The following is a 25,328-nucleotide window of genomic DNA, read 5'->3' on the forward strand; positions in this document are numbered from 1 at the left end:
GCCATCGCTCAACGGATAAAAGGTACTCCGGGGATAACAGGCTGATACCGCCCAAGAGTTCATATCGACGGCGGTGTTTGGCACCTCGATGTCGGCTCATCACATCCTGGGGCTGAAGCAGGTCCCAAGGGTATGGCTGTTCGCCATTTAAAGTGGTACGCGAGCTGGGTTCAGAACGTCGTGAGACAGTTCGGTCCCTATCTGCCGTGGGCGTTTGAGATTTGAGGGAAGCTGCTCCTAGTACGAGAGGACCGGAGTGGACGAACCGCTGGTGTTCCGGTTGTCATGCCAATGGCATTGCCGGGTAGCTATGTTCGGACAGGATAACCGCTGAAAGCATCTAAGCGGGAAGCCCCTCCCAAGATGAGATCTCACTGGGACCATGAGTCCCCTGAAGGGCCCTGAGAGACGATCAGGTTGATAGGCACGGTGTGGAAGCGCTGTAAGGCGTGCAGCTAACGTGTACTAATTGCCCGTGAGGCTTGACCATATAACACCCAATCAGTTTGGGTAAGACTGACAGCGCTTTGAAGCGAGAGCTACAGATTTCCACGACAGCAGGCGGCGACAGCCGGCCTGCTACACCAGTTTGCTTGGTGACCATAGCGAGCGTGAACCACCCGATCCCATCCCGAACTCGGAAGTGAAACCGCTTAGCGCCGATGATAGTGTGGCCGTTTGCCATGCGAAAGTAGGGCATCGCCAAGCGCCTATCCGAAAAACCCGGACCTCCCTGAGGCCCGGGTTTTTTTTTGCCCGCCGCTCAACCCGCCCGCGTCTCCCCGCCCAGCAGGGTTTTGGCTCGTGTTAGTAAGCTTCAGCCTGTTTGATGAGACCGGACAAATGCCGCTTCAATCAAGGAGGTCGCTGTTTTTGTACCTCGCCCTGGATCAATCTGATCCTTGCCTCTGAGAGCATTTGACTGCATTTTTTCCGATTGTAATACGGCTTTTATTCTTTCTGCCAATGCTGCTGCGGAGGCATTTTTTGCAAGCAGAGGTGCCGGAGCTAGGCCTAAATGTTGAAGCTGACATGCCCAGAATAGTTGCTCATCCATAAAAGGCACTACAATTGAAGGACAACCGCTGAGCGTAGCGGAGTGAGTAGTTCCGGCACCGCCATGATGTACAACAGCTGCGCAGTGTTTGAAGACAGCTTGATGAGGATGTTTGCCAATAAAATAAATATCCCCATACTGCGCTTCGGGCGGATATCTATCGGAGCTGGTTTGAATGATTGCGCGGCACTTTATCTTTTGAGCGGCCTCGATAAATAGATCCATGCTCCAATCAGGCACTGCTTGTTGTAAGCTGCCGAATGTCATATAAACAGGCTTTTCTCCGTGCCTAATAAATTGCTGCAGATCCTCAGGAATTGACCAGGTTTCAGCCGTGTCTGGTAAATTCAAAAAGCCACAGGCCTGATGAATTGGATGCCATTGGTTTTGATAAGGACAAAAAAGCGGATCGACAGCTACTAGATTAAGAGAATTCGAATTTAACAATTCAGGAAAAACATGCTTAAAAGCGGGCATACCCTCGCTAAGCCAGAGCTTGCTCAAATTGTCTTTTAATGCAAAGTCAAAAATGTAATCAAAAAGACGCCATTGAAATCGGTTAATTAGAGCACCCAAATCAGGAAATCTGAAAGGGGGGCGGTTAGTCGTGGCAATTGCACCATGACAAAACGTCACACTAAAATGCGGCTTTTTCTGTTTGCTAGCAGCCAGCTTCAACGGATACAAAAAGTGATGGCCGATAACGCAGTCATTTTCTTCAACCAATTGCTTAGATGCTTCATAAATAGCCCGCTCGTACGGAAAGAAGACCTCTTCAAGCAAAGCATTAAGCCATTGCAATGTGCTCATTCTGAACGTTTTTTGCGCAAAGGCAGGCATATCAAAATCGATGTGTGCAGGCACTTGCCGGTAGCCAATAGCCAGCCGTTGGCAGATATCCGTATAGTCGCTGTTATCGATGCTGCTGGCTGCCAGCGTTACCTGGTGTCCCGCCTTTTGTAACGCTTCGGATAAAGCCAATAAAGGCCGGATGTCGCCATTGGATCCCCATGTCTGTAGACCTATCTTCATGATTAACTATCTCCTTTAAGCAAGTGAACTGCCAGCCAGACCGTGTCAATTTCCGCCATAGTCCATTCGACGCGATGTTTGACATGCGCAGGGATGAATAGATAATCACCGGTTTTTAATGTGAAGCGCATTTGGTCTTGTTCATAAGCGACAACTGCCTTGCCCTGAAGCAGGATGACCCATTCATCAAAGACTTGATCATACCAATAGCCTTCAGGTGTAACATGGCCTCTGGAAACGATTCGTTCAATACGAATATTATCCTGCTTGAGTATACAGTCAAATAGCTCTTCGGGTAGTTGAAGGGGAATATCGCTGAAAATATTGAAGTGATTCGGTTCCATAGCTTATTAACTGAAAGCAATAATCATGCAAACGATATAGCGGGTCAATATATGGCAATGGTTATTTATCATTTGATGTTACACATTCAATATGGAAAAAGAATAAATTGGTTATACATCAATTATTTGTGTAGTAAAAGATGGGGCTCTGCTGATTGGACAGTCATTTATCATTCTTAAGTGATAACCCTGCCGAGTTATGCTGCTTTCTATTCATTATTAACAAGGTCAGCATAATACCACTTCATCCGATGTCCTTTGCTCTAATTCCTGATGGCGTCTTTCTTCATTGTAGAAGCTGAATTAGCATTCGGCTTACTGAGGTATTTCATGCATTTTCAGGTAGATTTCTTCAGACTTTAAGCAGCGCAAGAGCCGTTCCCCAAAGACATTATCGAGCCGGGAGACTTTACCGTCCATGCTAATCTGGATCTGATGGGTTTTTGAGTTTACTGGCGAAGGCTTCACGGGTGAATTATCCTCCCCCGATCGGTATTGAAAATCTCAGGCGTTCCGTAATTCACCATCGCTTCGTCCAAAGCCTCTACGCAAAATATATGGTATCCAAAATATAACAGATTATTTCCAATCCAAATGATCTCTATCTTTACTAACACATTTGTCATGTCCTCCTATTATAGTGTGTCCATACCAGCTATTACCTCTTGCTTTTTTGCAGTCAGGAATGGTCTTATAACCAATTTTCTCACCATCGCAACTCGTTCCTTTAAAACACATTCCCGTCTCGTCTCCGATCGCAGTTGCATTGCTTTTAGCGGGCTTTTCGGCCGCCGCATTGGCTTTGGGCTGGTCAGGATCGGCCGCGTAAGCCGCTAAACCAAGACTCAAGCTAAAACAAAATACAAACAAGTAACGAGTCATCAAAAATCACCTCCACCAGTGGATGGGCAATATTGCACCCGGGAAAGTCCGTTGATGTGTTAAATGATGCTAAATATACAAGTCAAATAAATCAATTAGTTAAATTGCGTAATAGCAGGTTTGCACGTCATAGTCAGTATAGAAATAGAAGCCAGCCCTTGATGTCATCCTGTAGTAAGATAGAGAAATAACTGTGCTAAGAATTTTTGATTGCTGAGTTGCCGCTAAGCTCTCCTCTTGCAGAGGCTGTGTCACTATTAAATCGGCAGTATCGGGTTCATCGAGTTTTATGATATTGACAAAGATAAATAATGGACAGTTGAGAGGCGTTGTGTCTGATTTCGGACAATTCAGCAAGGGCTTCGGCCCGCCACGGTTGATATCATTTACGGTCTATTTTGCCAAAAACATTTGGATTGTCCGGTGCATCGAAAAGTATCGGCTTTCGAGCGCTCGAGAGCCGACACAACGACTGCGTCTTTCTCCATCAATAACATGGGTAACAGAACATTAAGCATAAGTTTCATTACGCCAAGAATAGCCATTTTTAGCATAATTCAAGGCCTCATTGAGGCTATTGAACACGCCCAAACATTTGAGGCATCCGTTAACCAAGTTATGAACTGAAAATTGATGCTCCATACGAAGAATGAAAGGTGATTCTGGGAATAGTCCATTTTTAAAAACCGGATTGACTAAGTGGCCATCAATGAAGTCTTCTGCCAAACATTCAGTATTGTCACCAAGTTTAAATTTTTTCATAAGCGATAATAGGAATCTCATGTCATAAAACTCCACATGTTACTGATCTACCTCGGAGAGAGATATTGTGTCGAATGCTTATCATATGCCTTGAATCACACTTTGGCTCACCAGGCCATTGCCAAATGGCTAACTCGGCAACACATATTTATGTTTTGGATCTCTTAATGTCAAATAAGGCGGTATTTAGCGCAATACAAGGCATCATTGAGATTATCAAAGACGCCTACGCATAAGGTGCATCCATCAACTAGAGCATGCACTGAAAATATATTTTTAGCATGAATGATAAAAGGGGTTTCAGGGACAGATTCAGGTGGAAATCTCGGATTAATCAGGTGTCCGTCAACATAAGCTTCTGCAAAATACTCAGTACCATCGTTAAGTTTAAATTTTGTCAGAATCATAAAATATTACTCCTCAGACTATTTAGCTGTAGCTGAGCATTTATATCTGACTTAACTTAAGTAATCCTTTCGTTTTTTATTATATTTTTTGTGCTAATAGACTAATTTTTATGGCCAATTCATATCGATCTTCGATTTTTTGTGTGTTCGAGCTATTGACTGCGGTATTTAAGTTAAAATGAGAATCGCCTCAAATACCTACATTCTAACTCTATGAATAATTACACTGCCCAGCCCGATTACATCACCCAGCAAGTCGCCATTATTGGAGGAGGGCCGGCTGGGCTGATGGCTGCTGAAGCGCTTTGCCTTGCGGGGATACAAGTCGATGTTTATGATGCCATGCCATCTCTCGGCCGCAAGTTTTTATTGGCCGGTATCGGCGGTTTGAATATCACGCATAGCGAATCCTATGACGTCTTTTGCACCCGCTATGGCGATCGTCAATTGCAGTTGCAGGCATTGCTCGACCGATTGCCGCCGAGCGCCTTGCGCTCATGGGTACACGGGCTGGGCATCGATACTTTTATCGGCAGCTCAGGCCGAGTATTTCCCACACGGATGAAAGCTGCGCCGATGCTACGGGCTTGGCTGCATCGCCTTCGCAGCGCTGGTGTACATCTGCATGTGCGCCACCGCTGGCTGGGCTGGAACGCTGATGGCTCGTTGAGACTGGCCAATCCGAGCGGTGAAATTTCAATCACGCCGCAGGCGACGGTGTTGGCGTTGGGCGGAGCCAGCTGGCCGCAGTTGGGATCAGATGGTGCTTGGGTGTCATGGCTGCAGGCGCGCAACGTAGAGATCGCGCCATTGCAAAGCGCTAATTGTGGCTTTGAAGTGGCGTGGAGTTCGTATTTGCGCGACAAATTTGCTGGAGCGCCCCTCAAATCGGTGGCGCTGACTTTTACTGACGCTCAGGGGCATACCGAGCGGCGACAAGGCGAAATGATGATTAGCGCGCACGGTGTCGAAGGCAGCCTAATCTATGCGTTTTCTCAGCGTCTGCGTGAGTACTTGAATATCCACGGAAGTGCCACCTTCACGCTTGATCTGGCGCCCGGACGCGACGCTGAGAAGGTGCTTGCCGAAATCAGCAAACCGCGCGGATCGCGGTCGGTATCTAGCCATTTGCAAAGTCGGCTCGGTATTGCCGGCGTCAAGATGGCTCTGCTGCGCGAGGTTCTCAGTAAGGAACAATTTGCTCATATGGCTACGCTGGCGGCGACCATCAAGTCCTTGCCGATCACAGTGCAGGCAACTCGCCCCATCGCCGAAGCGATCAGCACTGCCGGTGGCGTTTGCTTTAGCAGCCTCGATCAAAACCTTATGCTCACTGCTATTCCCGGCGTGTTCGTCGCCGGCGAGATGATTGACTGGGAAGCTCCTACTGGCGGATATCTGCTCACGGCCTGCTTTGCCACCGGTCTGTGCGCGGGCTTGGGTGTGCGTGACTGGCTAAGTCATCTGCATCCGTCTTGAGAAATCGTCGATGATGCGTCCGCCGTTGCGAGGATTGCCATCCGCTAGATTACAACCCCAAACGGATACACAGTCCTAATTGCAATTAAGACAGAAAATTCCTGAGCCTTTCCAACCGAAATAATCAAGACACAGATTTCATATTTGAGTTATCTTACGATTTAAGGCTATGGCTGTTAACTGAATGACTAATAAGGAGAATGGCTTACCATGAATATTAGAGATATTGACTTTGCCGCCTTAGTAGATGACGGAGCTGTTTGGTGCCGGCAACTATCGAAATGGCTAGATAAAGCTAAAGTGCTGGATTTTCTTGCACCGTTACTGCTGAGACTTTACCTCGTGCCCGTTTTATGGATGGCCGGTACCAAAAAAATCGCCAGCTTTAGCAGTACTGTCGACTGGTTCGGTAATCCAGAGTGGGGATTGGGTATGCCGTTGCCCTGGTTGATGGTTCTATTAACGATAACGGTTGAGATTCTGGGTGCTTTATTTTTGCTGTTTGGGTTTGGCGTGCGCCTGATTACCATTCCGCTCATGGGGGTGATGGTTGTTGCAGCCATCACGGTGCATTGGCGATACGGTTGGTTGGCAATTGCCGGAGACAGTGGCTTATTCGCGACGGATAGAACAATAGCGGCAATGGAACGTCTGGAACAGGCCAAATCTATACTGCAGCAATATGGCGATTATGCCTGGCTGACCGAAAAAGGCAATTTTGTTGTGCTCAACAATGGCATTGAATTTGCCGCGACTTACTTCATCATGCTGCTGGCATTGTTTTTTATGGGCGGCGGCCGCTATGTCAGTGCCGATTATTGGTTGAGCCGTAAATATATGGCACAAGGGGCGTAAATATGTTGATCAAAGCAAAAGCTGACATTTTAAGCAGCGAAATTACTGATCGGACGGTCTTTGAGTCACGCCGGCAATTCATTAAAGCAACGGTCGCCGGCTCTGCAGCGCTGATGCTGCCAGGATTGGCTGATGCAGAAAGCGGCAAGTATGCTGATGTGCTCACAGGGCCTTATTCGGAACCTTTGGTGCCGACTGATTACGAAGATGTCACCAGCTATACGAATTATTATGAATTCTCCACCAATAAACAGGATGCATCGAAGTTGGCGCGAGCGCTAAAAACCAGACCGTGGAGCATAACGGTAGAAGGCGAGGTAAACAGGCCGGGCGTCTATAATTTGGAAGATATTCTAAAGGATAATCCTTTAGAGGAACGCATCTACCGTTTCCGCTGTGTGGAAGCCTGGTCTATGGTCGTGCCGTGGATAGGTTTTCCGCTGGGCAAGATGCTGAAACAGTTTGAGCCAACCTCAAATGCAAAATTCGTCGAGTTTACAACGTTATACAATCCGGACGTCATGGTCGGCCAGCGAACCGGCGTTCTGGAATGGCCTTATGTGGAGGGACTGAGAATTGATGAGGCCATGCATCCGTTAACGATCCTGGCTACCGGCATGTATGATGACGATCTGCCTAACCAGAACGGCGCGCCATTACGCTTGGTTGTGCCGTGGAAATACGGCTTCAAGAGCATTAAGGCAATCGTTAAAATCCGTCTGCTGGAAAACATGCCCGATACGGCCTGGAATAAAAGCTCGCCGACGGAATATGGTTTTTATGCCAACGTCAATCCGGAAGTCTCCCATCCTCGCTGGAGTCAAAAACGTGAGCGAATACTAGGCAGCAGCATTTTTACGGCCAAACGCGATACTGAAAAGTTCAACGGTTACGGAGAACAGGTGGCATTGCTTTATGCCGGCATGGATCTAAAAAAATATTTCTGATGGCGCTCGGTAAAAAGTACTGGATTGCTATTTAAAGCGGCCATCCAGAGCCAGCTCGGAGCTAATAAAAATTAAGTGAGACACAATCTGTCTGGGCCAGCGAATAAACCAAGCGTAAACGGATTTATCTTATTATATCGAACGACGTTAATTGTTCATCGGGCTGTAATTCGGCCGTTTCGATGTGATCAACGCGGGCCGTTACAGGTCCTTTGCTGCACCATTTTACGAACTCTTCGATTGTTGGGCTCTTGCCTTCGGCAATAATTTCAACGCGTCCGTCCGCCAGGTTTCGAGCGCTGCCTTTCACACCTAACTGTTTGGCCTTGTTCTGGGTAAAGGCGCGAAAATAGACGCCTTGAACCCGGCCAGAAACCAGAATTTTGACTTTACGCACCATGCCTGATTCTCCAGCAATAATGGATTTTGGGATTGCGGGCAAAATCTTCCGGGATAGTGTCCGCCGTAATATCGTCAATGACTAACCCGGGCAGGGCTGAATTGTCGAGTTTAAAGCGCCTGAAATTGGTCGAGAAGTATAAGGCGCCGTCTGGCGCCAACAGTGAAATAGCATTCTTGATCAACGACACATGGTCGGTTTGCACGTCAAACACGTCATCCATGCGTTTTGAATTGGAAAAAGTCGGCGGGTCGAGAAAAATCAAATCATATTGACGGCTGTAAGGCTGCTTGGCTTCGGTTGCCAGCCAATCCAGGCAGTCTGCTTGGATGAACTCGTGTTCTCCCTGCATGTTGTTCAGCTGCATGTTCTTTTGAGCCCAGTTAAGATACGTATTAGACATATCGACCGTTGTGGTTGATCGGGCGCCGCCGCAGGCCGCATGCACGGTCGCGCTGCCGGTATAGGCGAACAGATTCAGGAAGCGCTTGCCTTTGGCCTGTTGCTGGATCATGAGGCGGATAGGCCGGTGATCCAGAAACAGGCCCGTGTCCAGATAGTCTTCAAAATTGACCAGCAACTTGCAGCCGCCTTCCTCGACAACATGAAACACGCCGGAATCACCGTGTTTTTCATACTGGTCGGTGCTTTTTTGCCTGCGGCGTATTTTCAGGAAGACCTGATCCGGACTGATCTGAAGCACGCGCGGTATTTCTGCCAACACGCCGGCCAAGCGCTGGTCGGCTTTGTGCTGATCGATACTTTTGGGTGGTTCGTATTCCTGGACATTAACCCAGGTCTGCTCGCTCTGATAAATATCAACGGCGACCGCGTACTCCGGAAGATCGGCATCGTAAATCCGATAGCAGCTGATTTTATTCTGCTGAGCCCATTTGGAAAGCTTTTTGAGGTTCTTTTTCAACCGATTGGCAAACATGTCGGCGCCGGCGTCGATAGACTGCTTCTTGCTGGCTTCAGTAATTTGATCCAGCCTTTCATCCTGCGTTTTGGCTTTGGGTGTGAAAAAAGCGCTTTCTTCAATGTTAAAGCGCAGGAGTTTGCATTCGAGCGCGCCGTTGAACAGCGTAATAGGTTTTTGCGAGCGTATCCCCAAGCGGAAGCCCAGTTCCGGATTGCTGATGATCATGGCGGCTTTCCAGCCGGTAAAACGCGTTTTCAGCGTATCGCCGAAGCGCTTGTATAGCTCGGCTGTTTCCTGCTCGTCGCCGAGTCGCTCACCGTAAGGCGGATTACAGACGACCAGGCCCGGCTTCCAGCTTTCCGCCGGTTGCGCATCGCCGATATCGCGGCGCTCGACATGGATTTTATGTTGCAGGCCGGCATTGGCAATATGCGTTAAGGCCGCATTGATGGTATGGCGGTTCTGGTCGAAACCGACGATAACGGGCAGCTTTTCGAGCCCGGCCGCTTGCCGTTGCTCGGCCTCGGTGCGCAGTTTCTGCCAGCATACGGCATCGTGTTTTTTCCAGCCGATAAAGCCGAAATAATCGCGCAACAGGCCCGGCGCATAGTCAGCGGCAATCATTGCGCCTTCCAGCAATAAAGTGCCTGAGCCGCACATCGGGTCGATCAGCGAGCCCTGTTGTTTTGCGATTTCAGGCCAGCCGCTGCGCAGCAATATGGCTGCGGCGAGGTTTTCCTTTATCGGAGCCTTGATATTGATATCGCGATAACCGCGCCGGTGCAGGCTTTCACCGGAAAGGTCCAGGCTGAGCTGCGCTGTGGTTCCTTGTAGATAAACATTGACGCGGATATCAGGCTGCTCGGTATTGATGTTCGGACGTTTCTGGAATTTGGCACGCATTTGGTCAACGATCGCATCTTTGACTTTTAAAGCTCCAAAATGAGTATTGTTGATAACAGGCGAGTTCTTGGCGCTGAACGAAACAGCAAAGCTGCCTTCCGGCTGCAAATGCTCAAACCAATTGATCCGCTTGACACCGTAATAAAGATCATCCTGGGTTTTGACTTCAAAAGAACTCAGCACCAGTAAAATTCGGTTTGCCGTTCTGGACCACAGGCATGCCCGATAAGCTGTTTCTAGGTCGCCTTCAAACGCCACGCCCGCCAGAGTTTGCTTGATAGGCTTAATGCCAAGAGCCTGAAGCTCTTCAGCAAGAATGGTTTCCATCGCTTTGGGTGTTGTGGCAAATAATTGGTAAATAGGCATGGTCAAACAAGGCAGGGGGCTATCGGTTGGCTATCGGCTTCAGCATGGCTTTTCAGCCGATAGCATTTGCAGGTATGGCGCAGATTGATGTATTACGCGCTAAATGGGTATTTTTTATTGAATTTTGATCAATTCCACATCAAAGATCAATGTTGAGTTCGGGCCAATCAGGCGGCCTGCGCCGTGAGCGCCATAGGCTAATTCTGACGGAATATAAAAACGATATTGGGCGCCTTCCTGCATCAATTGAACGCCTTCGGTCCAGCCGGGAATGACGCGGTTAAGCGGAAATGTGGCAGGTTCGCCTCGGCTGTAGGAGCTGTCAAACTCATTGCCGTCAATTGTTGTGCCCTTGTAATGTACAGTTACATTATCAGTGGCGGAAGGTGTCGCGCCTTCGCCTTTTTTCAGGATTTCGTATTGCAGACCGCTTGCTGTCGTGATGATATTGGGCTTTTTGGCATTTTCTGCGAGGAACGCTTCGCCGGCAGCTTTATTTTCTTCGGGTGTTGTGGCATTAGCCATTGAAAACATAGTGATTCCTACAAGAATAATTGTAATAACTGAAAGAATTCGAGTTTGAAGTTTTCTCACGGTTTCCCCTCCTCTCATACGGTAAATGTGAGGCATGTAGTTTATCAAAAAACCGGCTTTTGCTGTTTAATTCTTCTTGCAAGTATTTAATTGGCTTTGGAATATTTGCGCGCGCCTGGCTACTTTGCTGGCTACTTGCATCAGCCAGGGTTTTTTCAGATAACTCTTGCGCATATAACCGCCATGCCCTTCATGATAAGCAAGATATAAATTTTTTGTGTCCCATTTTGGGATGCCCAGCTTTTTGTAACTGATGCTGCAATACCAGCCGATAAAATCGGCGGCATCGTCAAATTCATCACGATCGGCCCACCAACTGCCGGCATTATCGACATAACTGTCCCAGGTTTCATCCTTGGCCTGCGCATAGCCATAGGCGCTGCTGGACCTAAACCAGGGAATAATACCTAACAGCCAGGGGCGGGGAGGCCTCGCATCGGCGACAAAATGCGATTCCTGATGCATGATCGCCATTTGAACATGGACAGGTATCCCCCATTTTTGAAACGACTTTCTGGCATCGTCATACCAGTCATCTTTTTCTCTGAAAGTCGCGCAGATATTGTCGCTGTTTTTGGGCGGTATGGTTGCGCAGGCGGTTAGAGAAAGTAATAGAGGCAGTATGAATGGTTTCTTCATGGTAGAGCAGAGGAATTAAAATACTGAAGAATATGGTTAGAGTTAAAAAAACAAACGATAATATAAGCTCAGCAATATAATGATATGTCATAGTCTTGTACAGCAAACGAGCCGACATTAACAGATAATCAAGCAAGGAGATGTCCCAGGTGTTCTACGTAAAGCGACCTTATCGTAAAAATTTAACATCGAACGGTTCGATTGTTATGGGAGGGGAAAAGAAGGCCGTGACTATCAAGAATATGTCAATAACCGGAGCACTTGCTGAATTGGACAGCAAGCCGGGTTATGAGAATGTCCGAGATCTTTATAAGACACTGTCGGTGTCGACAATGATTGATGTGCATCTTCCGGAACTGCGTTTAGTTGGCAATGCTGAAGTTGTCAGAATCGATATGGATGATGAGCGTGCTTTCATCGCTATGGAATTTAAACATATCAGTCATAGCGAGGGTAATCGGCCGTATACGAGAAAATTTCACAGAGAAAATCTGGCTGTTCCAGGACGGATCTTTTTAAACGGTGAATATTGGGAATTTACTACCGTCAATGTTTCGGCAGGCGGTTTAATGATTGTTCTGGAGGGAACAACGGCCGTTGAAGAGGGGCTGACGACTGTGTTTGACTTTGAGCAGATGGAACTGGAAGGACAGATAAAAGTAATATGGGTTAATCATACTGCCGATAGCGAGACAACGATCGGCTTACAATACATGTATAAGGTCAATGTGGCTATCGATGCTATTCCGTTTTAACCTGAAACAAACTGCATTACCTCCTGCCACCAGGGCAGGCCGGGAGCCAGCGGCAGATTGTTGTGGCTGGCGTTCTCGAATCTCCATAGTTTTTTGCGGTGTTGCAGTGAATCGAACAGGTTCTTCCCGTATTTTACAGGAATGATCTCATCGGCTTCGGCCAGCACAACGGCCGTGCTGCCAGTGTAGTGCCGCAGATTCTCGACGTTGTCGAATCGGTCACGGAGTAGCCATCTTGCCAGCAGGAATCGGTAATGATGGTGAGCAACATTGGCTAGGCTGTCAAATGGCGTGACCAGGACGATGCCTTTTACCGGAACCTGTCCGCTGGCTATGATACCTGAAACCACTCCGCCGCCCAGCGATTCGCCCCACAGAAAAATCGGCCCGCCAAAGTCATGCAGGGCCTGTTTTACTGTTGCAATGCCATTCGAAACCAATACCGTTTCCGAAGGATCGCCTGCTCTGGCGCCATAGCCCGGATACTCGGCCAGTATGACGCGGTAGCCGAGCTTTTCCAGGGCTTGCGAATAATAGATGCGGTTCATTGCTGAGCCTGCGTTGCCATGGAACACGACAATCGTTCCTTTATCAGCCGCAGACGGCGTTTGTGAAATCAGCCCGAGGTAATCGTCGTTCGTCGGCCAGAGTTTGAAATTCAACTGTTGGGCCAACTCCTGCTGGTGCTCTGGCTCAAGTTGAGCGGGGAGGTAGATCAGTTTTCGCTGAAACAGGAAAACGATCAGCAGCAGGAGCAAATAAAGCAGTATGAGCGACAGCATGCGCTTGGCGATCATGGATCAAGCATGCTTAGGAGCCTGTGAATTTTTGCTTATCCCTGCCTCGCCAATAAGCCGTAGCCAACTCGTGCGCCTGCTGCTGCGTATCGGCTTTGCCTAACAGTTTCAGCGCAATCGCGGCTGTGCCGATGATGGAGCCTTCCGCAAATTGATCCTCAATGCTGCCTTGCCAGACCAATGCCAACTCTTGCGGATCGAGCAGCTCCGGCTTGACATGGCGGTGCGTGAACAAAGTCGGCCAGTTTTCATCCGATAACTGCCCGTTGTGTACGCTTTGCACCAGGCAATCCATATCCGGATTGCGTTCGGTCTCGCCGCCTTCGCCTTTCAATACGGCCATATGTGGCTGGTTCAATAAGGCCGCAGCCTGCTGATGAACCGGGCGGTAGCCGGGATGAAAAATGCCTTGAATGCTGTAGTCGGCATTAAACGGATTTAAAAGGCGCACCAGGGTATGAACCGGCGAGCGCAATCCCAGCAGAGGCCGCAGTTCTATAATCTCATGCAGTTTCGGGCAAAAATGCTCCAGCGATAGATAGCTGAAGTTATGCTGCTCAATCTGCTGTACGGCTTCGGCAATGGAATCGGCTGGCTGAAGGTTTAAAAATTTCAGCACGTCCTGCGTGTAAATTCTGCCGGCCGTATGGCCTTCCGAGCCATGCATAAAAACCTTGATGCCGTTTTCTGCCAGCAACAGGGCTGATAAAAGAAACCAGGGCAGATGGCGGCGTTTGCCGGCATAGGATGACCAGTCCAGGTCGACTGTCACAGAATGTCCGGCAAGATTGAATGACTCCTGCGCGGCCTGGGCAAAACCGGCCAATTCTTCCGGGGTTTCTTCCTTGACCCGCATCAACATCAAAAATGCGCCCAGCTGGATAGGCAGCACTTCTTCCGCCAGGATCATCTTCATAGCCTGATAGGCTTCATCCTGCGTTAGCGGCCTTGAGCCTTTTTTGCCTTTGCCGAGAATACGGATATATTCGGCGAATGGATGCTCCGGATGCGGTGTCTGTTCGTGGTGGGTCAGTTTCATAAGGTTAATGCCACATAATGGTCGACCAATAAGGCGGCGAACATGATCATTAAGTAAATGATCGAGTAGCCGAAAGTTTGCATGGCGGTTCTGTCATCTTTCCTGCGCATCATCAGAATGGCGAAATAGATGAAACCCAGGCCTAACGGTACGGCCGCCGCCAAATAGATCAGTCCGCTCATGCCGGTCAGATAAGGCAGCAGCGTCACGATCAGCAATAGCACGGTATAGAGCAGAATATGCAGACGCGTGAATTCCGGGCCGTGCGTGACCGGCAGCATGGGGATTTCAACTTTGGCGTATTCTTCGCGGCGCGCGATGGCCAACGCCCAAAAATGCGGCGGCGTCCAGACGAAAATGATCAAAAACAGCAGCAGCGCATAAGGGTGTATTTCGCCGGTCATGGCGCACCAGCCAAGCAAAGGCGGCGCCGCGCCGGCCGCGCCGCCGATGACGATGTTCTGCGGCGTCATTTTTTTCAGGTAGACGGTATAGATTATGGCGTAACCGATTAATGACAGAAAAGTCAGTACAGCCGTCAGTGTGTTGACCATGAAAATCAGCAAGGCCATCCCGATAACTCCCAGAACCAAGGCAAAGATAATGACATTTTTGGAACTCAGTTCGCCTTTCGGCAAGGGACGGTTCTGGGTTCGTTTCATCTCCGCATCAGCTTTCTGGTCGATGAAATGATTGACCGCCGCCGCTGAAGAAGCCGCCAGCGCAATGCCTACGGTGCTGTAAATAAGCGTATCCAGAGGCGGTACTCCCGGCACTGCCAACAACATACCGACAACTGCAGTGAATACAATCAGTGTAACCACTTTCGGTTTGCACAGCTCAAGATAGTTTCGCCAGGAAAGCAAAGTAGAGTCGCTCGTCATTATTTAATAAATTCCAACTTTTTCATTATTGTATAGAATACCGTGAACGATTAATTATTGAAATAGTCGGAAGCACTACCATTTAGATTAAAGAGGGAGTTATGAATAATCGATTACTATTTGCAATATTGTTATGTTTGCCGGCCTTTTCGAGCAGTGCCGAGACAAAAGTGTCGGAACGGATTTTAGGAAACGGATTAAAAGTTCTGGTCCAGGAAGATCATCGGTCGCCAGTCGTGGTTTCCCAGGTTTGGTACAAAGTCGGTTCCAGCTACGAGCCGGGCGGCATTACCGGCATTTCTCACATGTTGGAACATATGATGTTCAAAGGCACGGACAAGCATCCGGCCGGCGAATTCTCCCGCATCATTGCTGAGAACGGCGGCGATGAAAATGCCTTTACCGGTCAGGATTACACGGCTTATTTCCAGACCATGGACAAATCCCGGCTGGAAGTCAGCTTTGAACTGGAAGCGGACCGGATGCGCAATCTGCATCTGCTCGCTGATGAATTGAAGAAAGAACTGCAAGTAGTAACCGAAGAACGCAGAATGCGCACCGACGACAAGCCGCGGGCCAAGATGCAGGAATACTTCATGGCCATGGCGCACACCAACAGCCCTTACCGGAACCCCGTGATCGGCTGGCCCGCCGACATTGCCAATTATACCGTGGAAGATCTCCAAGCCTGGTATCAGCGCTGGTATGCGCCGAATAATGCCACGCTGGTCGTGGTCGGCGATGTCGAGCCGAAGGCCGTTTTCGATCTGGCCGAAAAATATTTCGGCGCGTTGAAGACCAGTGAAATCAAACCGTTAAAACCGCAAACCGAAGTCGAACAGATCGGCGTCAGAGAGATGACGATCAAACTGCCGGCAAAACTGCCTTACATCGTCATGGGTTATAAAGTGCCCAGCCTGAAAACGGCAGAGAAGGAGTGGGAAGCCTATGCGCTGGAAGTGCTGGCTGGCGTGCTGGACGGCGGCAATAGCGCCAGATTGGCGTCAAGGCTGGTGCGCGGCAAGCAAATCGCGGTCTCGGCGGGCGCCGGGTACGATCTGACTTCGCGATTATCGGACCTGCTCACACTGGAGGCAACCCCGGCCGATGGCAAGACGGTTTGGGATTTGCAGTCGGCCCTGAAGGATGAAGTGGTCAAGCTGCAAAATGAGTTGGTCAGCGATGAAGAATTGCAGCGCATCAAGGCGCAAGTGTTGGCCAGCGACATTTACCAGCGCGATTCGATGTTTTATCAGGCCATGCAGTTGGGCATGACTGAAACGGTCGGGCTGGGTTGGCCGACAGTGGACGAATACGTCAAAAAGGTCAATCAGGTAACGGCGGAGCAGGTGCGCGATGTCGCGCGTAAATATCTGATCAAGGATCACTTGAATATCGCTTATCTGGAGCCCCAGGAAATAAAAGAAAACAAAGCAAGCCCAACAACCCAAGGAGAGCATGATGCGCGCTAGTTTGATAGGTATCGTTTTTTTATTGTTCAGCCAGACGGTCTGGTCGGCGGCCAAGATTGATCACTGGCAGACGGCTCAAGGCAGCCGGGTTTATTACGTTCGTACAGAAGGTCTGCCGATGGTCGATATCCAGGTGTCCTTCGATGCCGGCAGCGCGCGCGACGGCTCTCAATTCGGTATTGCAGCTTTGACGTCGGCCTTGCTGGATACCGGGGCCGGAGAATGGAATGCCGATGAAATCGCGAAGCGTTTTGAAAGCGTCGGCGCGGATGTTGGCGCGGGCATTTCCGATGACATGGCTTGGGTATCGCTGCGGACACTGACTGATAAGAAATTATTCGATAAAGCGCTGGAAACGCTGCAGGTCATGCTGGCTAAACCAACCTTTAACGAGGCCGATTTTCAGCGTGAGAAAAACAGGACGCTGGCCGCTCTGAAACAGCGCGAAGAATCGCCTGCCGAACTGGCGCATATCGCCTTCTCTAAAGCTGTTTATGGGGACCATCCTTATGCGCATCCCAGCGATGGCGTTATCGAAACAGTAGCCGGCTTCAGCGCTAATGATTTACGGGAGTTTTACAAAAAATACTATGTGGCGGCCAATGCCATGGTTGTTATCGTCGGCGATTTGAGCAAAGAACAGGCCGAAAAGACGGCGCAAAGTCTGGTCGCGGAACTGCCGACGGGCCAAAAGCCCGAGCCATTGCCGGAGGTCGCAATGCCGACAAAAGCAAGCCAACGGCATATTGATTTTCCTTCATCGCAAACACATGTGCTGGTCGGCATGCCGGGCACTTATCGCAAAGATCCTGACTATTTCAGCCTGTATGTCGGCAATCATATCCTGGGCGGAGCTGTGTTGGTCTCGAGGCTCTTTAATGAAGTCAGGGAAAAACGCGGGCTGGCTTACAGCGCCTCCAGTTCTTTCGTGCCGATGTTCAGAAAAGGCCCGTTTGTAGCGAGCCTGCAGACACGCAATGATCAGACGCAGAAAGCGCTGGAAGTGCTCAATAAAACACTGGCGGACTTCATCAGCGAAGGCCCGACCGAAGCGGAATTGACGGCAGCCAAGAAAAATATCACGGGCGGTTTTGCAATGCGTTTCGATACCAACAAAGAACTGGCTAATTATGTCTCCATGATCGGCTTCTATGAGCTGCCTTTGGATTATCTGGACACATTCCAGCAAAAAGTCGAGCAGGTGACAGTCGCTTCAATCAAGGACGCCTTCAAGCGCCACATCGATCCGCAGTTGCTCCAGACCATCGCATTAGGCGGAGCCCCAGCGAAAAAGTGAAAAACAAGCTCAGAATCATCGGCGGAGAATGGCGCAGCCGGCAGGTGAGTTTTGTCGACTTGCCGGGCTTAAGGCCGACGCCGGCAAGAGTGCGGGAAACGCTGTTCAACTGGCTGCAGGGCGAAATCATCGGCAAACGTTGCCTGGATTTATATGCGGGCAGCGGCGCGCTGGGATTTGAAGCAGCGTCGAGGGGCGCTGCTTCAGTCGTGCAGGTGGAAAGCAACCCCCAAGCCTGCCGAAGCTTAAAGGAAAATTCGGTCGCACTGGCCGCTGACCAGATCAGGATCGTGCAGATGGACGTCTTGCGCTACCTGGCCGGCGATGCCGAAGCGTTTGATGTCGTCTTCATGGACCCGCCGTTCGCCAGGAATCTGGCCGTTCAAACCTGCCAGTGGCTGGAGGAAAAAGGCTGGCTGGCCAATCACGCCAAAATCTATGTCGAAACAGAGTGCAAGCTCGACCTGAGCGGCATGCCGGCCAATTGGCAGTGCCTGAAAAGCAAGACTGCAGGCGAAGTCGGCTATCATTTATTCGAGCGATCAAGCTGATTTATTTTTTCAAGCCGATATACTTGATATAAAATAGTCAGTTTTATAGCCGTCATATGAACATTACCGCGATCTATCCTGGTACATTCGATCCCATCACCAACGGGCATCTGGACCTGATTGCCAGAGCGTCAAGGCTTTATGACAAAATCATCGTCGCTGTCGCCGTTAATCGCGGCAAATCGCCGCTGTTTTCGATTGAAGAGCGTGTGGCACTGGTGCAAGGCGTGACGACTGGGTATGCAAACGTCGAGGTGGTCGGTTTTGACAATTTGTTGGTCGAATGCGCCAAACAGCATGGCGCGCATGTGATTTTGAGAGGCTTGCGCGCTGTCTCCGATTTCGAATATGAATTTCAGCTGGCCGGTATGAACAGGCGTCTGGCGCCGGGCCTTGAAACGGTTTTTTTGACACCGGCCGAACAATATGAATTTATTTCTTCGAGCATGATCAGAGAGATCGCGCAGCTGAATGGCGATGTGTCAAGTTTTGTCCCTGATCTTGTGCTACAGCATTTGATTGGGAAATTTAGTTAGGAGTAAGTATGTCCCTTTTTATTAGTGATGAATGTATCAATTGCGATGTCTGTGAGCCCGAATGCCCGAACGGCGCCATTTCCCAGGGCGAAGACATTTACGTCATCAATCCCGCCATGTGCACCGAATGCGTAGGCCATCATGATGTGCCGCAATGCATAGAAGTGTGTCCGGTCGACTGTATCTCTAAAGATCCCAGTAATGTCGAGGATAAAGACAGCCTGTATCAGAAGTATCTGAAACTGACGCAGTAATATTTTTTCATCACGAAAGAAGATCACGTCTTATCGGCGTGATCTTCCATTCTCAAGTTGTCTAAACCAGTCCAGACTGTCCAGGGTTGTTCCCACCGGCTTATATTCGGCGCCCACCCAGCCGGAGTAGCCTGATTTTTCAATCGCCGAAAAAAGCTGTTCAAAATCGATTCGACCGGTGCCGGGCTGCGCGCGTCCGGGGCAGTCGGCGAACTGAATGTGGCCGATCTTATCGGCATGTTCAGTAATAAACCTGACAGGATCTTCACCCATCATCTGCATGTGATAGACATCGTATTGCATGAACAGGTCGGACCGATTCAATTCATCCAGCAAGGCCAGCATCTGAGCGCCGCTATGAATGCTAAAACCGGGCATATCGTACGTATTGATCGCTTCAAAGACCGTTTTGATGCCGAGCGGCGCAAAGGCATCGGCGGCAAAGCACAGATTTTCCTTAAAGGTTTGCATATACTCCGGCAGGCGGCTTTCATTCAGACAGCGCCCCGGCAGCACATTGATCGCGACCGGTTTTAGTACCTCTGCATAAGCGAGCGTTTGCGCGACCGCTTGCCGGAACCGGGCCTGTTTTTCCGGCACGCAGGCCAGTCCTTCACCGCCCTGCAACAGATCATCGGCATCGACATTGAACAGCACCAGCTTTTGCCCGGCTGCCGTCAGGGCATTTTTTAATGTTTGGGCGTCCAGCGCATACGGGAACTGAATCTCAACAGCGGCAAAGCCCTGACGGCTGGCAGCCTCGAAGCGCTCGATCAGATCCGTTTCGGTAAACAGCAGGCTCAGATTGGCGGTAAATTTAAGCATCGGCTTTGCTGAACAGCTTGATTAATGTGGACGGGTCCTGCTCCAGAAAACCCTGCTGGCCATGCAACTGCATCAGTTGCGCAGCCAGGGCGGACATCGGCACGGCATTGCCTTGCCGGGTCGAGACGTCGACGGCCATGTTGAGGTCTTTCAGCAAGGTCTTGACGCGCCATTTGACCGGTTCAAATGTCCCGGTCGCCATTTCGGGGCCGACGATCTGCAGCGGCCTGGAGTCGGCGAAACCGCCGGCCAGCGCGGCCGGTATCTTTTCGGCATCGACGCCGGCCTGCCTGGCCAGCGCCATCATTTCGGCGATGACCATGACATTGCAGCTGACGATCATCTGGTTGCAGATTTTCGTCATCTGGCCGCTGCCGACATCGCCCATGTGCGTCAACTGCTGATACAGCGGCGCCAGTACATGGCGCGCGACAGCGATGTTGTCGGCGCTGCCGCCGGCCATGATCGCCAGATTGCCTTGTTGGGCGCCGGCGACACCGCCCGAGACCGGCGCATCGACCCAACCCATGCCGCAGGTTTCGTGCAATGCAGCGGCCAGTTGCCGCGTCGTCTCGGGATGAATGCTGGACAAGTCGATCAGCAGTTTGCCGGCCGAACCGCTGGCCAGAATGTCGGTCTTAACGATGGATTCGACGGTGGCCGTATCGGCCAGGCACAAAATGATGACATCGGATGCCTGAACCAGCTCTACTATTGAGCAGCAGGCTTGTGCGCCGGCCTCGGTGACCGGAAGCAGTTTTTCGGGGGTGCGGTTCCAGACGTTGACCTTAAAGCCTGCATCGAGCAGGCGCAAAGTCATCGGCTTGCCCATCAGGCCGATGCCGATGAAGCCGAGCGTGTATTCTTTATCTGACATGAGGATCAAGTTTTTGATGCGCGAAGCGATCGGAGTTTTCAATAAAATCTGTTAGTGGGGAGGGTGCAATGAGGCATTGCACCCTCTTTTCAGCATTACCGGGTTTTCTTATTGACCGATGGATTGGCGCATATGCATCATCGCTTCTTCGGCATGTTTAGTGCCTACATCGGCATGGCCTTTTTTGGCATGTTCTATGGATTGTTTTAAATGATCAACTGCTTCTGTCATATGTTTATGAGCTTCAGCATGTTCTTTTTCCGCAGCTTCAGCATGTTTCAAGCCTTCTTCCGCATGCTTGAGCAGTTGGTCAGCGTGGCCATCCTGTCCATGGGCCGTTGCCATGGCTGAATGTTCTAGCGCTTGCGCTGTATGATGCTCTGTTGCATTGGACTGGGCGCTCAGGCAAAGAGCGAAAGCACCTACTAAAGCGGTAATATATGTTTTCATAACAGCATATCCTTGTTTATTTATGTTTAGAGTTATTATTAGCGCCTCGTTTTATTGGAACTACCAAGGCTTTTGTTATATATCACATATCATATATACGGCACAATACGAGCCAATATGTTGGGTCGATGCAATTGCCGGTGCGCGGCCCGACTATTGACGTCGGACGGCTTGCAAAATAAATCCATGTTTACTGCCACGTACGCAGGAAATTCCATTCTTCAAATACAACTCGATCAGGGGAAAAGATGTTAAAGAAATGTTGTGCAGCGCTGATAGTAACGGCTGTTTTTTGGGGAACGCAGGTTCATGCCGACGGCAAGGCCGCCATTGCCAGCGCACATCCTTTAGCGACTGAAGCCGGCTTTGAAATTCTAAATAAAGGCGGCAATGTGTTCGATGCGGCGGTCGCGGTCAGCGCCGCGCTGGCCGTGGTCGAACCGTCCGGGTCGGGGCTGGGCGGCGGCGGTTTCTGGCTGCTGCACAGGGCTAACGACGGCTTTGAAACGATGATAGACGGGCGCGAAAAAGCGCCGCTGGCGGCCCATCGCGATATGTTCCTCGACAAGAACGGCGAAGTCGTGCCGCGCTTATCGGTCGACGGTGCGCTGGCGGCCGCGATACCGGGCATGCCGGCGGCGCTGGCGCATCTGTCGGAAAAATACGGCCGCCTGCCTCTGGCGCAGAGCCTGGCGCCAGCAATCCGCTATGCACGGGACGGTTTTGCCATTGGCGAGATACACCGCAAACTGCTCAAGTTTAGGATCAACGTGATGAAAAAAGATCCGGAGACGGCGCGGCAGTTTCTCGATAACGGCAATGTGCCGGAATACAAATCGATACTGCGCCAGCCGGATCTGGCGAATACTTTGACGCAATTGGCTGAAGAGGGCCGGGACGGCTTCTATGACGGCGATGTGGCCGAAAAACTCGTAAACAGCGTCAGGAAGGCCGGCGGTATCTGGACTTTGCAGGATCTGGCGAATTATCAGGTGGTCGAGCGGGAACCGGTCAGAGGCTGGTATCGCGGCATAAAAGTCACCAGCGCGGCGCCCCCTTCAGCGGGCGGCATCGTATTGATCGAGGCATTGAACATTCTGTCCGGCTACGATTTGAAACACGCGGATGACGTAACGCGCAAGCATCTGATAGCCGAAGCCATGCGCCGCGCCTACCATGACCGGTCCTTGTATCTGGGCGATGCCGATTTTGTCGACGTGCCGGTCCGGCGCTTGCTGGATGAGGATTATGCGGCCGGATTAAGAAGCAGCCTGAGGCCGGATAAGGCATTGCCGAGCACGATGCTGTCCGGCGACATACAGGATGCAGCGGATGGACCCCACACGACGCATTTTTCCATCATCGATGCCGAGGGCAACCGCGTCGCAGCCACGCTCAGCGTCAACTTTCCATTCGGTGCCGGCCTGGTTGCGGCCGGCACCGGCGTGGTGCTGAACGATGAAATGGACGATTTCGTCAGCCTGCCGGGCGCGAAGAACGTTTACGGGCTGGTTGGCGGCCTGGCCAATGCCATCGCGCCGGGCAAGCGCATGCTGTCCAGCATGACGCCTACTTTTTTGGAAAATGACAAGCGCGTCGCCGTGCTAGGCACGCCGGGCGGCAGCCGCATTATTTCGATGGTCTTGCTGGGCGCGCTGGATTTTGCCGATGGCAACGGCCCGGATTCGTGGGTTCGCGTGCCGCGCTTTCATCACCAGTTTATTCCCGATATGATTGAGTACGAAAAAGAAGCTTTGACCACGGATGAGATCAGCCGTCTTTCAGCCCGCGGCCATCAATTGAAAGAAGCGCGTTACCGTTACGGCAATATGCAGGCGGTGATGCGCGACAAAACCGCGGGCACACTGACGGCGGCCAGCGATCCGCGCGGCGCGGGACGGGCCAGTGTTTACAGCTGGAATTGAAGCATGCCGGATAAAAACACGGCCGACATCTGGCAAGGGCTTATTTCGACGGAAGAACTGCATTACCAGCGTTACTATGCGCTATTGGACGCGGCCGAGCAGGCGCATGCCGAGAGAATCACAAAGCCTGTATTGCATCGGCGTTATGTTGAAGTGCATGGGCGCCTGAGACTATTGCTGGCGGATTATCTTAACGAAAACCCGGCCGCCATCCGGATAGGTAAAAGCGAGCACGGCAAGCCCTATCTGATCGAACATCCGCAACTGGCATTCAATCTGTCCCATTCGGGCCCATACCTGATCATGGCGCTGGCTTGGGATTGCCAATTGGGTATCGATGTCGAGCGCTGTAAAAACAGGGCCACTCTGGCCGAGCTGGTCCACAAATGTCTGGCCGATGAAGAAGCCGCTTACTGGCATGCATTGCCCGACGCCATGAAGATGCGCGAGTTTTACCGTTTCTGGACCCGCAAGGAAGCATTTGTCAAAGCGACAGGGCGGGGATTGGGCCTGGGCGTGAACCGGTGTGTCATCAATCCCATGCATCCGGTGGAATTTTTAAGAGTTCCCGAGGAATGCGGTCCTGCTTCTGCGTGGATCGTGCGGGATCTTGATTTGGGGCAGGATCGTTGTGCCGCCCTGGTAGTAGACAATAGGGAACTGGCGCGCATCAGAGTCAACGATCTGACCGTATGAAAATGCGCCATTATGTATTGGCGTCTGTGATGCTGTTAAGCGCCTGCGCGACGCCTTCCGAGCGTTTTGCCGATGCGGCGATCGCTATGGGATTTGAGGAACTGACGGTCAAAACCGGCCGATTTGCGCATCGTATCTATAGCCATATCAATGCCGTAAAAAACACGGACCGTAAAACGCTGCACGTTTACCTGGACGGCGACGGTACGCCCTGGCAGCAGCGCTGGATTGCAGGCGACCCGACATCGCGCAATCCGATCATACTGAAACTGATGGCGCAGGACAGCGAGCCTTCCATTTTGCTGGGCAGGCCCTGTTATCACGGTTTTAGCGATACCGAGCCTTGCCACAATAAGTTCTGGACGTCGCACCGCTATTCGAAGCCGGTCGTTGAAAGCATGGCGGCGGCTTTGAAGCAATGGCTTGAAACAACCGATTTTAACGAGGTCATGCTGGTTGGTTACAGCGGCGGCGGCACATTGGCCATGCTGATCGCGCCTTATATCGATAAGATCAAAGCCATCGTGACAGTGGCGGCCAACCTCGATGTCAAGGCATGGAGCGAATTTCACGGCTATCTGCCGCTCAGTGATTCGCTAAACCCGGCAGTCGGGCCCGAATTGCCGCCCATGATCAGGCAGTTCCATTTGGCCGGCGGCAAGGATGATAACGTGCCGCCATTTATCATCGAAACATTCGCCAAGACCCACCGTCGCGCGCGAGCCATTATCTATAAAGATTTTGAGCATCAATGCTGCTGGGCCGAGGCATGGCCTTCGATACTTGGAAAAATCCAGGCCGGAAACGTGGCGTTTAACGCAGGCGATTCCCGCTGACTGCGTCATAAATAGCCGTTTCCTGTTTAAGTCCACCTGTGGGGCCGTGCAGGAGAAAAATACCGCTGCCTGAAAAGGCCTGCACCAGTTTGCGCGCCTGTCGGATGGCGGGACGGGTGCTGGCATTGGCGCTGGTCGATACGATAGGGCCGCCGTAGCAGGCGCATAACCGGCGAGCGACGGGATGAGCCGTGACCCTGACCGCCAACGAGTCATGGGCTCCGGTCAGCCAGACAGGCACCCAGGACTGGGCCGGAATCACCCAGGTAACAGGACCGGGCCAGGTTGGCGCGATGCGCCCGATCATCGCCTGATTCAAGATAAGGTAGGGCTGCAACTGCTGTAATGAGGAAGCGATAAGAATCAAGCCTTTATCGATAGGGCGCTGCTTGATGTCGAGTAAAGACAGGACCGCGTCCTCATTGAGCGGATCGCAGCCTAAACCGTAGACCGCCTCAGTCGGATAGGCGATAACTTCCCCGGCTTTGATGTGGCGGACGGCATTTCTTATCTTAAAGTCGGAATAATAAGCCATAGGCGATCAA

At 50.9% G+C, this 25,328-nt stretch carries 28 protein-coding genes, 2 rRNA genes and 1 pseudogene; 14 read left to right on the top strand and 17 right to left on the bottom strand.

Features of this window, described 5'->3' with window-relative positions; genetic code table 11:
* Together V2P20_RS06000 and rrf are read left to right on the top strand one after the other, a co-directional pair.
* A 23S ribosomal RNA gene (locus tag V2P20_RS06000) occupies positions 1-490 on the top strand; the annotation flags it as partial.
* 102 nt (positions 491-592) lie between these two features.
* Positions 593-708, top strand: a 5S ribosomal RNA gene (gene rrf / locus V2P20_RS06005).
* Between the two features lie 109 nt (positions 709-817).
* Here the strand turns inward: rrf and V2P20_RS06010 are convergent.
* The 6 genes and pseudogenes from V2P20_RS06010 to V2P20_RS06035 all read right to left on the bottom strand — a co-directional run bounded on the left by V2P20_RS06010 (position 818) and on the right by V2P20_RS06035 (position 4,484).
* Positions 818-2,089, bottom strand: coding sequence for a glycosyltransferase (locus V2P20_RS06010; RefSeq protein ID WP_331817113.1), 1,272 nt, complete (start codon positions 2,087-2,089; stop codon positions 818-820).
* A gap of 2 nt (positions 2,090-2,091) precedes the next feature.
* The gene (locus tag V2P20_RS06015; protein WP_331817115.1) at positions 2,092-2,433 is read right to left on the bottom strand and encodes a cupin domain-containing protein; all 342 of its coding nucleotides are present in this window, start codon (positions 2,431-2,433) and stop codon (positions 2,092-2,094) included.
* A 327-nt stretch (positions 2,434-2,760) separates the two neighbouring features.
* Positions 2,761-2,987, bottom strand: a pseudogene (locus tag V2P20_RS06020) (IS3 family transposase); the annotation flags it as partial.
* A gap of 25 nt (positions 2,988-3,012) precedes the next feature.
* A complete protein-coding gene (locus V2P20_RS06025; protein ID WP_331817117.1) occupies positions 3,013-3,315 on the bottom strand; it encodes a hypothetical protein in 303 nt (100 codons plus the stop codon).
* A gap of 510 nt (positions 3,316-3,825) precedes the next feature.
* Positions 3,826-4,098, bottom strand: coding sequence for a hypothetical protein (locus V2P20_RS06030; protein ID WP_331817119.1), 273 nt, complete (start codon positions 4,096-4,098; stop codon positions 3,826-3,828).
* 149 nt (positions 4,099-4,247) lie between these two features.
* Positions 4,248-4,484: a hypothetical protein gene (locus V2P20_RS06035; RefSeq protein WP_331817121.1), complete on the bottom strand. Its 237-nt coding sequence runs from the start codon at positions 4,482-4,484 to the stop codon at positions 4,248-4,250.
* Between the two features lie 213 nt (positions 4,485-4,697).
* Between V2P20_RS06035 and V2P20_RS06040 the strand changes: the two genes are divergently transcribed.
* The 3 genes from V2P20_RS06040 to msrP all read left to right on the top strand — a co-directional run bounded on the left by V2P20_RS06040 (position 4,698) and on the right by msrP (position 7,765).
* A complete protein-coding gene (locus V2P20_RS06040) occupies positions 4,698-5,963 on the top strand; it encodes a TIGR03862 family flavoprotein (protein WP_331817123.1) in 1,266 nt (421 codons plus the stop codon).
* A 210-nt stretch (positions 5,964-6,173) separates the two neighbouring features.
* The gene (locus V2P20_RS06045; protein ID WP_331817125.1) at positions 6,174-6,818 is read left to right on the top strand and encodes a DoxX family protein; all 645 of its coding nucleotides are present in this window, start codon (positions 6,174-6,176) and stop codon (positions 6,816-6,818) included.
* A 2-nt stretch (positions 6,819-6,820) separates the two neighbouring features.
* On the top strand, positions 6,821-7,765 hold the full coding sequence (gene msrP / locus V2P20_RS06050) for a protein-methionine-sulfoxide reductase catalytic subunit MsrP (RefSeq protein WP_331817127.1): 945 nt from the start codon (positions 6,821-6,823) through the stop codon (positions 7,763-7,765).
* Between the two features lie 124 nt (positions 7,766-7,889).
* Here the strand turns inward: msrP and V2P20_RS06055 are convergent, their stop codons facing one another.
* From V2P20_RS06055 to V2P20_RS06070, 4 genes are all read right to left on the bottom strand, one after another.
* Positions 7,890-8,165: an acylphosphatase gene (locus V2P20_RS06055; protein ID WP_331817129.1), complete on the bottom strand. Its 276-nt coding sequence runs from the start codon at positions 8,163-8,165 to the stop codon at positions 7,890-7,892.
* Positions 8,155-10,356, bottom strand: a complete 2,202-nt coding sequence (rlmKL, locus tag V2P20_RS06060) for a bifunctional 23S rRNA (guanine(2069)-N(7))-methyltransferase RlmK/23S rRNA (guanine(2445)-N(2))-methyltransferase RlmL (RefSeq protein WP_331817131.1) — start codon at positions 10,354-10,356, stop codon at positions 8,155-8,157. Before rlmKL ends, V2P20_RS06055 begins: the two co-directional genes overlap by 11 nt.
* A gap of 114 nt (positions 10,357-10,470) precedes the next feature.
* Positions 10,471-10,890: an FKBP-type peptidyl-prolyl cis-trans isomerase gene (locus tag V2P20_RS06065; RefSeq protein ID WP_305076255.1), complete on the bottom strand. Its 420-nt coding sequence runs from the start codon at positions 10,888-10,890 to the stop codon at positions 10,471-10,473.
* A gap of 126 nt (positions 10,891-11,016) precedes the next feature.
* Complete coding sequence (locus V2P20_RS06070) at positions 11,017-11,589, bottom strand: hypothetical protein (RefSeq protein ID WP_331817133.1); 573 nt, start codon at positions 11,587-11,589, stop codon at positions 11,017-11,019.
* A 149-nt stretch (positions 11,590-11,738) separates the two neighbouring features.
* On the opposite strand from V2P20_RS06070, the gene V2P20_RS06075 reads away from it, so the two are divergent.
* Entirely contained in the window at positions 11,739-12,344 is a 606-nt protein-coding gene (locus V2P20_RS06075; RefSeq protein WP_331817135.1) for a PilZ domain-containing protein, read from the top strand.
* Here V2P20_RS06075 and V2P20_RS06080 read toward each other — a convergent pair.
* From V2P20_RS06080 to cyoE, 3 genes are read right to left on the bottom strand one after another with little or no spacing between them, the layout of a single operon-like run.
* Positions 12,341-13,141: an alpha/beta hydrolase gene (locus V2P20_RS06080; protein WP_331817137.1), complete on the bottom strand. Its 801-nt coding sequence runs from the start codon at positions 13,139-13,141 to the stop codon at positions 12,341-12,343. The two genes, V2P20_RS06075 and V2P20_RS06080, sit on opposite strands and share 4 nt — an antisense overlap.
* A 13-nt stretch (positions 13,142-13,154) precedes the next feature.
* Entirely contained in the window at positions 13,155-14,180 is a 1,026-nt protein-coding gene (locus V2P20_RS06085; protein ID WP_331817139.1) for a glycosyl transferase family protein, read from the bottom strand.
* Positions 14,177-15,064 (bottom strand): heme o synthase, encoded by an 888-nt coding sequence (cyoE, locus tag V2P20_RS06090; RefSeq protein ID WP_194969731.1) that lies wholly within the window; start codon positions 15,062-15,064, stop codon positions 14,177-14,179. Before cyoE ends, V2P20_RS06085 begins: the two co-directional genes overlap by 4 nt.
* Positions 15,065-15,165: 101 nt before the next feature.
* On the opposite strand from cyoE, the gene V2P20_RS06095 reads away from it, so the two are divergent.
* From V2P20_RS06095 to V2P20_RS06115, 5 genes are read left to right on the top strand one after another with little or no spacing between them, the layout of a single operon-like run.
* Positions 15,166-16,536, top strand: a complete 1,371-nt coding sequence (locus V2P20_RS06095) for a pitrilysin family protein (protein WP_331817143.1) — start codon at positions 15,166-15,168, stop codon at positions 16,534-16,536.
* Entirely contained in the window at positions 16,526-17,833 is a 1,308-nt protein-coding gene (locus tag V2P20_RS06100; protein ID WP_331817341.1) for a pitrilysin family protein, read from the top strand. The genes V2P20_RS06095 and V2P20_RS06100 overlap by 11 nt, the downstream gene beginning before the upstream one ends.
* Positions 17,830-18,384: a 16S rRNA (guanine(966)-N(2))-methyltransferase RsmD gene (rsmD, locus tag V2P20_RS06105; protein WP_331817145.1), complete on the top strand. Its 555-nt coding sequence runs from the start codon at positions 17,830-17,832 to the stop codon at positions 18,382-18,384. Before V2P20_RS06100 ends, rsmD begins: the two co-directional genes overlap by 4 nt.
* 56 nt (positions 18,385-18,440) lie before the next feature.
* Positions 18,441-18,920 carry a pantetheine-phosphate adenylyltransferase gene (gene coaD / locus V2P20_RS06110; protein WP_331817147.1) on the top strand — a complete coding sequence of 160 codons (480 nt, stop codon included), beginning with the start codon at positions 18,441-18,443 and terminating at the stop codon, positions 18,918-18,920.
* An 8-nt stretch (positions 18,921-18,928) separates the two neighbouring features.
* Positions 18,929-19,174 (top strand): YfhL family 4Fe-4S dicluster ferredoxin, encoded by a 246-nt coding sequence (locus V2P20_RS06115; RefSeq protein WP_331817149.1) that lies wholly within the window; start codon positions 18,929-18,931, stop codon positions 19,172-19,174.
* A 30-nt stretch (positions 19,175-19,204) separates the two neighbouring features.
* Here V2P20_RS06115 and V2P20_RS06120 read toward each other — a convergent pair whose 3' ends face one another.
* The 3 genes from V2P20_RS06120 to smbP all read right to left on the bottom strand — a co-directional run bounded on the left by V2P20_RS06120 (position 19,205) and on the right by smbP (position 21,326).
* The gene (locus V2P20_RS06120) at positions 19,205-19,999 is read right to left on the bottom strand and encodes a TIM barrel protein (protein WP_331817151.1); all 795 of its coding nucleotides are present in this window, start codon (positions 19,997-19,999) and stop codon (positions 19,205-19,207) included.
* Positions 19,992-20,876 carry an NAD(P)-dependent oxidoreductase gene (locus V2P20_RS06125; protein ID WP_331817153.1) on the bottom strand — a complete coding sequence of 295 codons (885 nt, stop codon included), beginning with the start codon at positions 20,874-20,876 and terminating at the stop codon, positions 19,992-19,994. Before V2P20_RS06125 ends, V2P20_RS06120 begins: the two co-directional genes overlap by 8 nt.
* Positions 20,877-20,984: 108 nt before the next feature.
* The gene (gene smbP / locus V2P20_RS06130) at positions 20,985-21,326 is read right to left on the bottom strand and encodes a small metal-binding protein SmbP (protein ID WP_331817155.1); all 342 of its coding nucleotides are present in this window, start codon (positions 21,324-21,326) and stop codon (positions 20,985-20,987) included.
* Positions 21,327-21,574: 248 nt separating this feature from the next.
* On the opposite strand from smbP, the gene ggt reads away from it, so the two are divergent.
* From ggt to V2P20_RS06145, 3 genes are read left to right on the top strand one after another with little or no spacing between them, the layout of a single operon-like run.
* Positions 21,575-23,251: a gamma-glutamyltransferase gene (ggt, locus tag V2P20_RS06135; RefSeq protein ID WP_331817157.1), complete on the top strand. Its 1,677-nt coding sequence runs from the start codon at positions 21,575-21,577 to the stop codon at positions 23,249-23,251.
* 3 nt (positions 23,252-23,254) lie between these two features.
* Positions 23,255-23,947, top strand: a complete 693-nt coding sequence (locus V2P20_RS06140; RefSeq protein WP_331817159.1) for a 4'-phosphopantetheinyl transferase superfamily protein — start codon at positions 23,255-23,257, stop codon at positions 23,945-23,947.
* Positions 23,944-24,783 (top strand): alpha/beta fold hydrolase, encoded by an 840-nt coding sequence (locus V2P20_RS06145; protein ID WP_331817161.1) that lies wholly within the window; start codon positions 23,944-23,946, stop codon positions 24,781-24,783. The genes V2P20_RS06140 and V2P20_RS06145 overlap by 4 nt, the downstream gene beginning before the upstream one ends.
* Here V2P20_RS06145 and V2P20_RS06150 read toward each other — a convergent pair.
* A complete protein-coding gene (locus tag V2P20_RS06150) occupies positions 24,761-25,318 on the bottom strand; it encodes a Sua5/YciO/YrdC/YwlC family protein (protein WP_331817163.1) in 558 nt (185 codons plus the stop codon). The genes V2P20_RS06145 and V2P20_RS06150 overlap by 23 nt on opposite strands.
* Positions 25,319-25,328 lie beyond the last annotated feature (10 nt).

Origin of the sequence: Methylobacter sp. Wu1, from assembly GCF_036553575.1 — a bacterium.
GTDB lineage: Bacteria > Pseudomonadota > Gammaproteobacteria > Methylococcales > Methylomonadaceae > Methylobacter.

What these genes read in the sequence shown, in the direction of transcription:
- V2P20_RS06010 (WP_331817113.1), bottom strand. Translation starts at nt 2,089, where the DNA reads ATGAAGATAGGTCTACAGACATGGGGATCCAATGGCGACATCCGGCCT.
- V2P20_RS06015 (WP_331817115.1), bottom strand. Translation starts at nt 2,433, where the DNA reads ATGGAACCGAATCACTTCAATATTTTCAGCGATATTCCCCTTCAACTA.
- V2P20_RS06025 (WP_331817117.1), bottom strand. Translation starts at nt 3,315, where the DNA reads ATGACTCGTTACTTGTTTGTATTTTGTTTTAGCTTGAGTCTTGGTTTA.
- V2P20_RS06030 (WP_331817119.1), bottom strand. Translation starts at nt 4,098, where the DNA reads ATGAGATTCCTATTATCGCTTATGAAAAAATTTAAACTTGGTGACAAT.
- V2P20_RS06035 (WP_331817121.1), bottom strand. Translation starts at nt 4,484, where the DNA reads ATGATTCTGACAAAATTTAAACTTAACGATGGTACTGAGTATTTTGCA.
- V2P20_RS06040 (WP_331817123.1), top strand. Translation starts at nt 4,698, where the DNA reads ATGAATAATTACACTGCCCAGCCCGATTACATCACCCAGCAAGTCGCC.
- V2P20_RS06045 (WP_331817125.1), top strand. Translation starts at nt 6,174, where the DNA reads ATGAATATTAGAGATATTGACTTTGCCGCCTTAGTAGATGACGGAGCT.
- msrP (WP_331817127.1), top strand. Translation starts at nt 6,821, where the DNA reads ATGTTGATCAAAGCAAAAGCTGACATTTTAAGCAGCGAAATTACTGAT.
- V2P20_RS06055 (WP_331817129.1), bottom strand. Translation starts at nt 8,165, where the DNA reads ATGGTGCGTAAAGTCAAAATTCTGGTTTCTGGCCGGGTTCAAGGCGTC.
- rlmKL (WP_331817131.1), bottom strand. Translation starts at nt 10,356, where the DNA reads ATGCCTATTTACCAATTATTTGCCACAACACCCAAAGCGATGGAAACC.
- V2P20_RS06065 (WP_305076255.1), bottom strand. Translation starts at nt 10,890, where the DNA reads ATGTTTTCAATGGCTAATGCCACAACACCCGAAGAAAATAAAGCTGCC.
- V2P20_RS06070 (WP_331817133.1), bottom strand. Translation starts at nt 11,589, where the DNA reads ATGAAGAAACCATTCATACTGCCTCTATTACTTTCTCTAACCGCCTGC.
- V2P20_RS06080 (WP_331817137.1), bottom strand. Translation starts at nt 13,141, where the DNA reads ATGATCGCCAAGCGCATGCTGTCGCTCATACTGCTTTATTTGCTCCTG.
- V2P20_RS06085 (WP_331817139.1), bottom strand. Translation starts at nt 14,180, where the DNA reads ATGAAACTGACCCACCACGAACAGACACCGCATCCGGAGCATCCATTC.
- cyoE (WP_194969731.1), bottom strand. Translation starts at nt 15,064, where the DNA reads ATGACGAGCGACTCTACTTTGCTTTCCTGGCGAAACTATCTTGAGCTG.
- V2P20_RS06095 (WP_331817143.1), top strand. Translation starts at nt 15,166, where the DNA reads ATGAATAATCGATTACTATTTGCAATATTGTTATGTTTGCCGGCCTTT.
- V2P20_RS06100 (WP_331817341.1), top strand. Translation starts at nt 16,526, where the DNA reads ATGCGCGCTAGTTTGATAGGTATCGTTTTTTTATTGTTCAGCCAGACG.
- coaD (WP_331817147.1), top strand. Translation starts at nt 18,441, where the DNA reads ATGAACATTACCGCGATCTATCCTGGTACATTCGATCCCATCACCAAC.
- V2P20_RS06115 (WP_331817149.1), top strand. Translation starts at nt 18,929, where the DNA reads ATGTCCCTTTTTATTAGTGATGAATGTATCAATTGCGATGTCTGTGAG.
- V2P20_RS06120 (WP_331817151.1), bottom strand. Translation starts at nt 19,999, where the DNA reads ATGCTTAAATTTACCGCCAATCTGAGCCTGCTGTTTACCGAAACGGAT.
- V2P20_RS06125 (WP_331817153.1), bottom strand. Translation starts at nt 20,876, where the DNA reads ATGTCAGATAAAGAATACACGCTCGGCTTCATCGGCATCGGCCTGATG.
- smbP (WP_331817155.1), bottom strand. Translation starts at nt 21,326, where the DNA reads ATGAAAACATATATTACCGCTTTAGTAGGTGCTTTCGCTCTTTGCCTG.
- ggt (WP_331817157.1), top strand. Translation starts at nt 21,575, where the DNA reads ATGTTAAAGAAATGTTGTGCAGCGCTGATAGTAACGGCTGTTTTTTGG.
- V2P20_RS06140 (WP_331817159.1), top strand. Translation starts at nt 23,255, where the DNA reads ATGCCGGATAAAAACACGGCCGACATCTGGCAAGGGCTTATTTCGACG.
- V2P20_RS06145 (WP_331817161.1), top strand. Translation starts at nt 23,944, where the DNA reads ATGAAAATGCGCCATTATGTATTGGCGTCTGTGATGCTGTTAAGCGCC.
- V2P20_RS06150 (WP_331817163.1), bottom strand. Translation starts at nt 25,318, where the DNA reads ATGGCTTATTATTCCGACTTTAAGATAAGAAATGCCGTCCGCCACATC.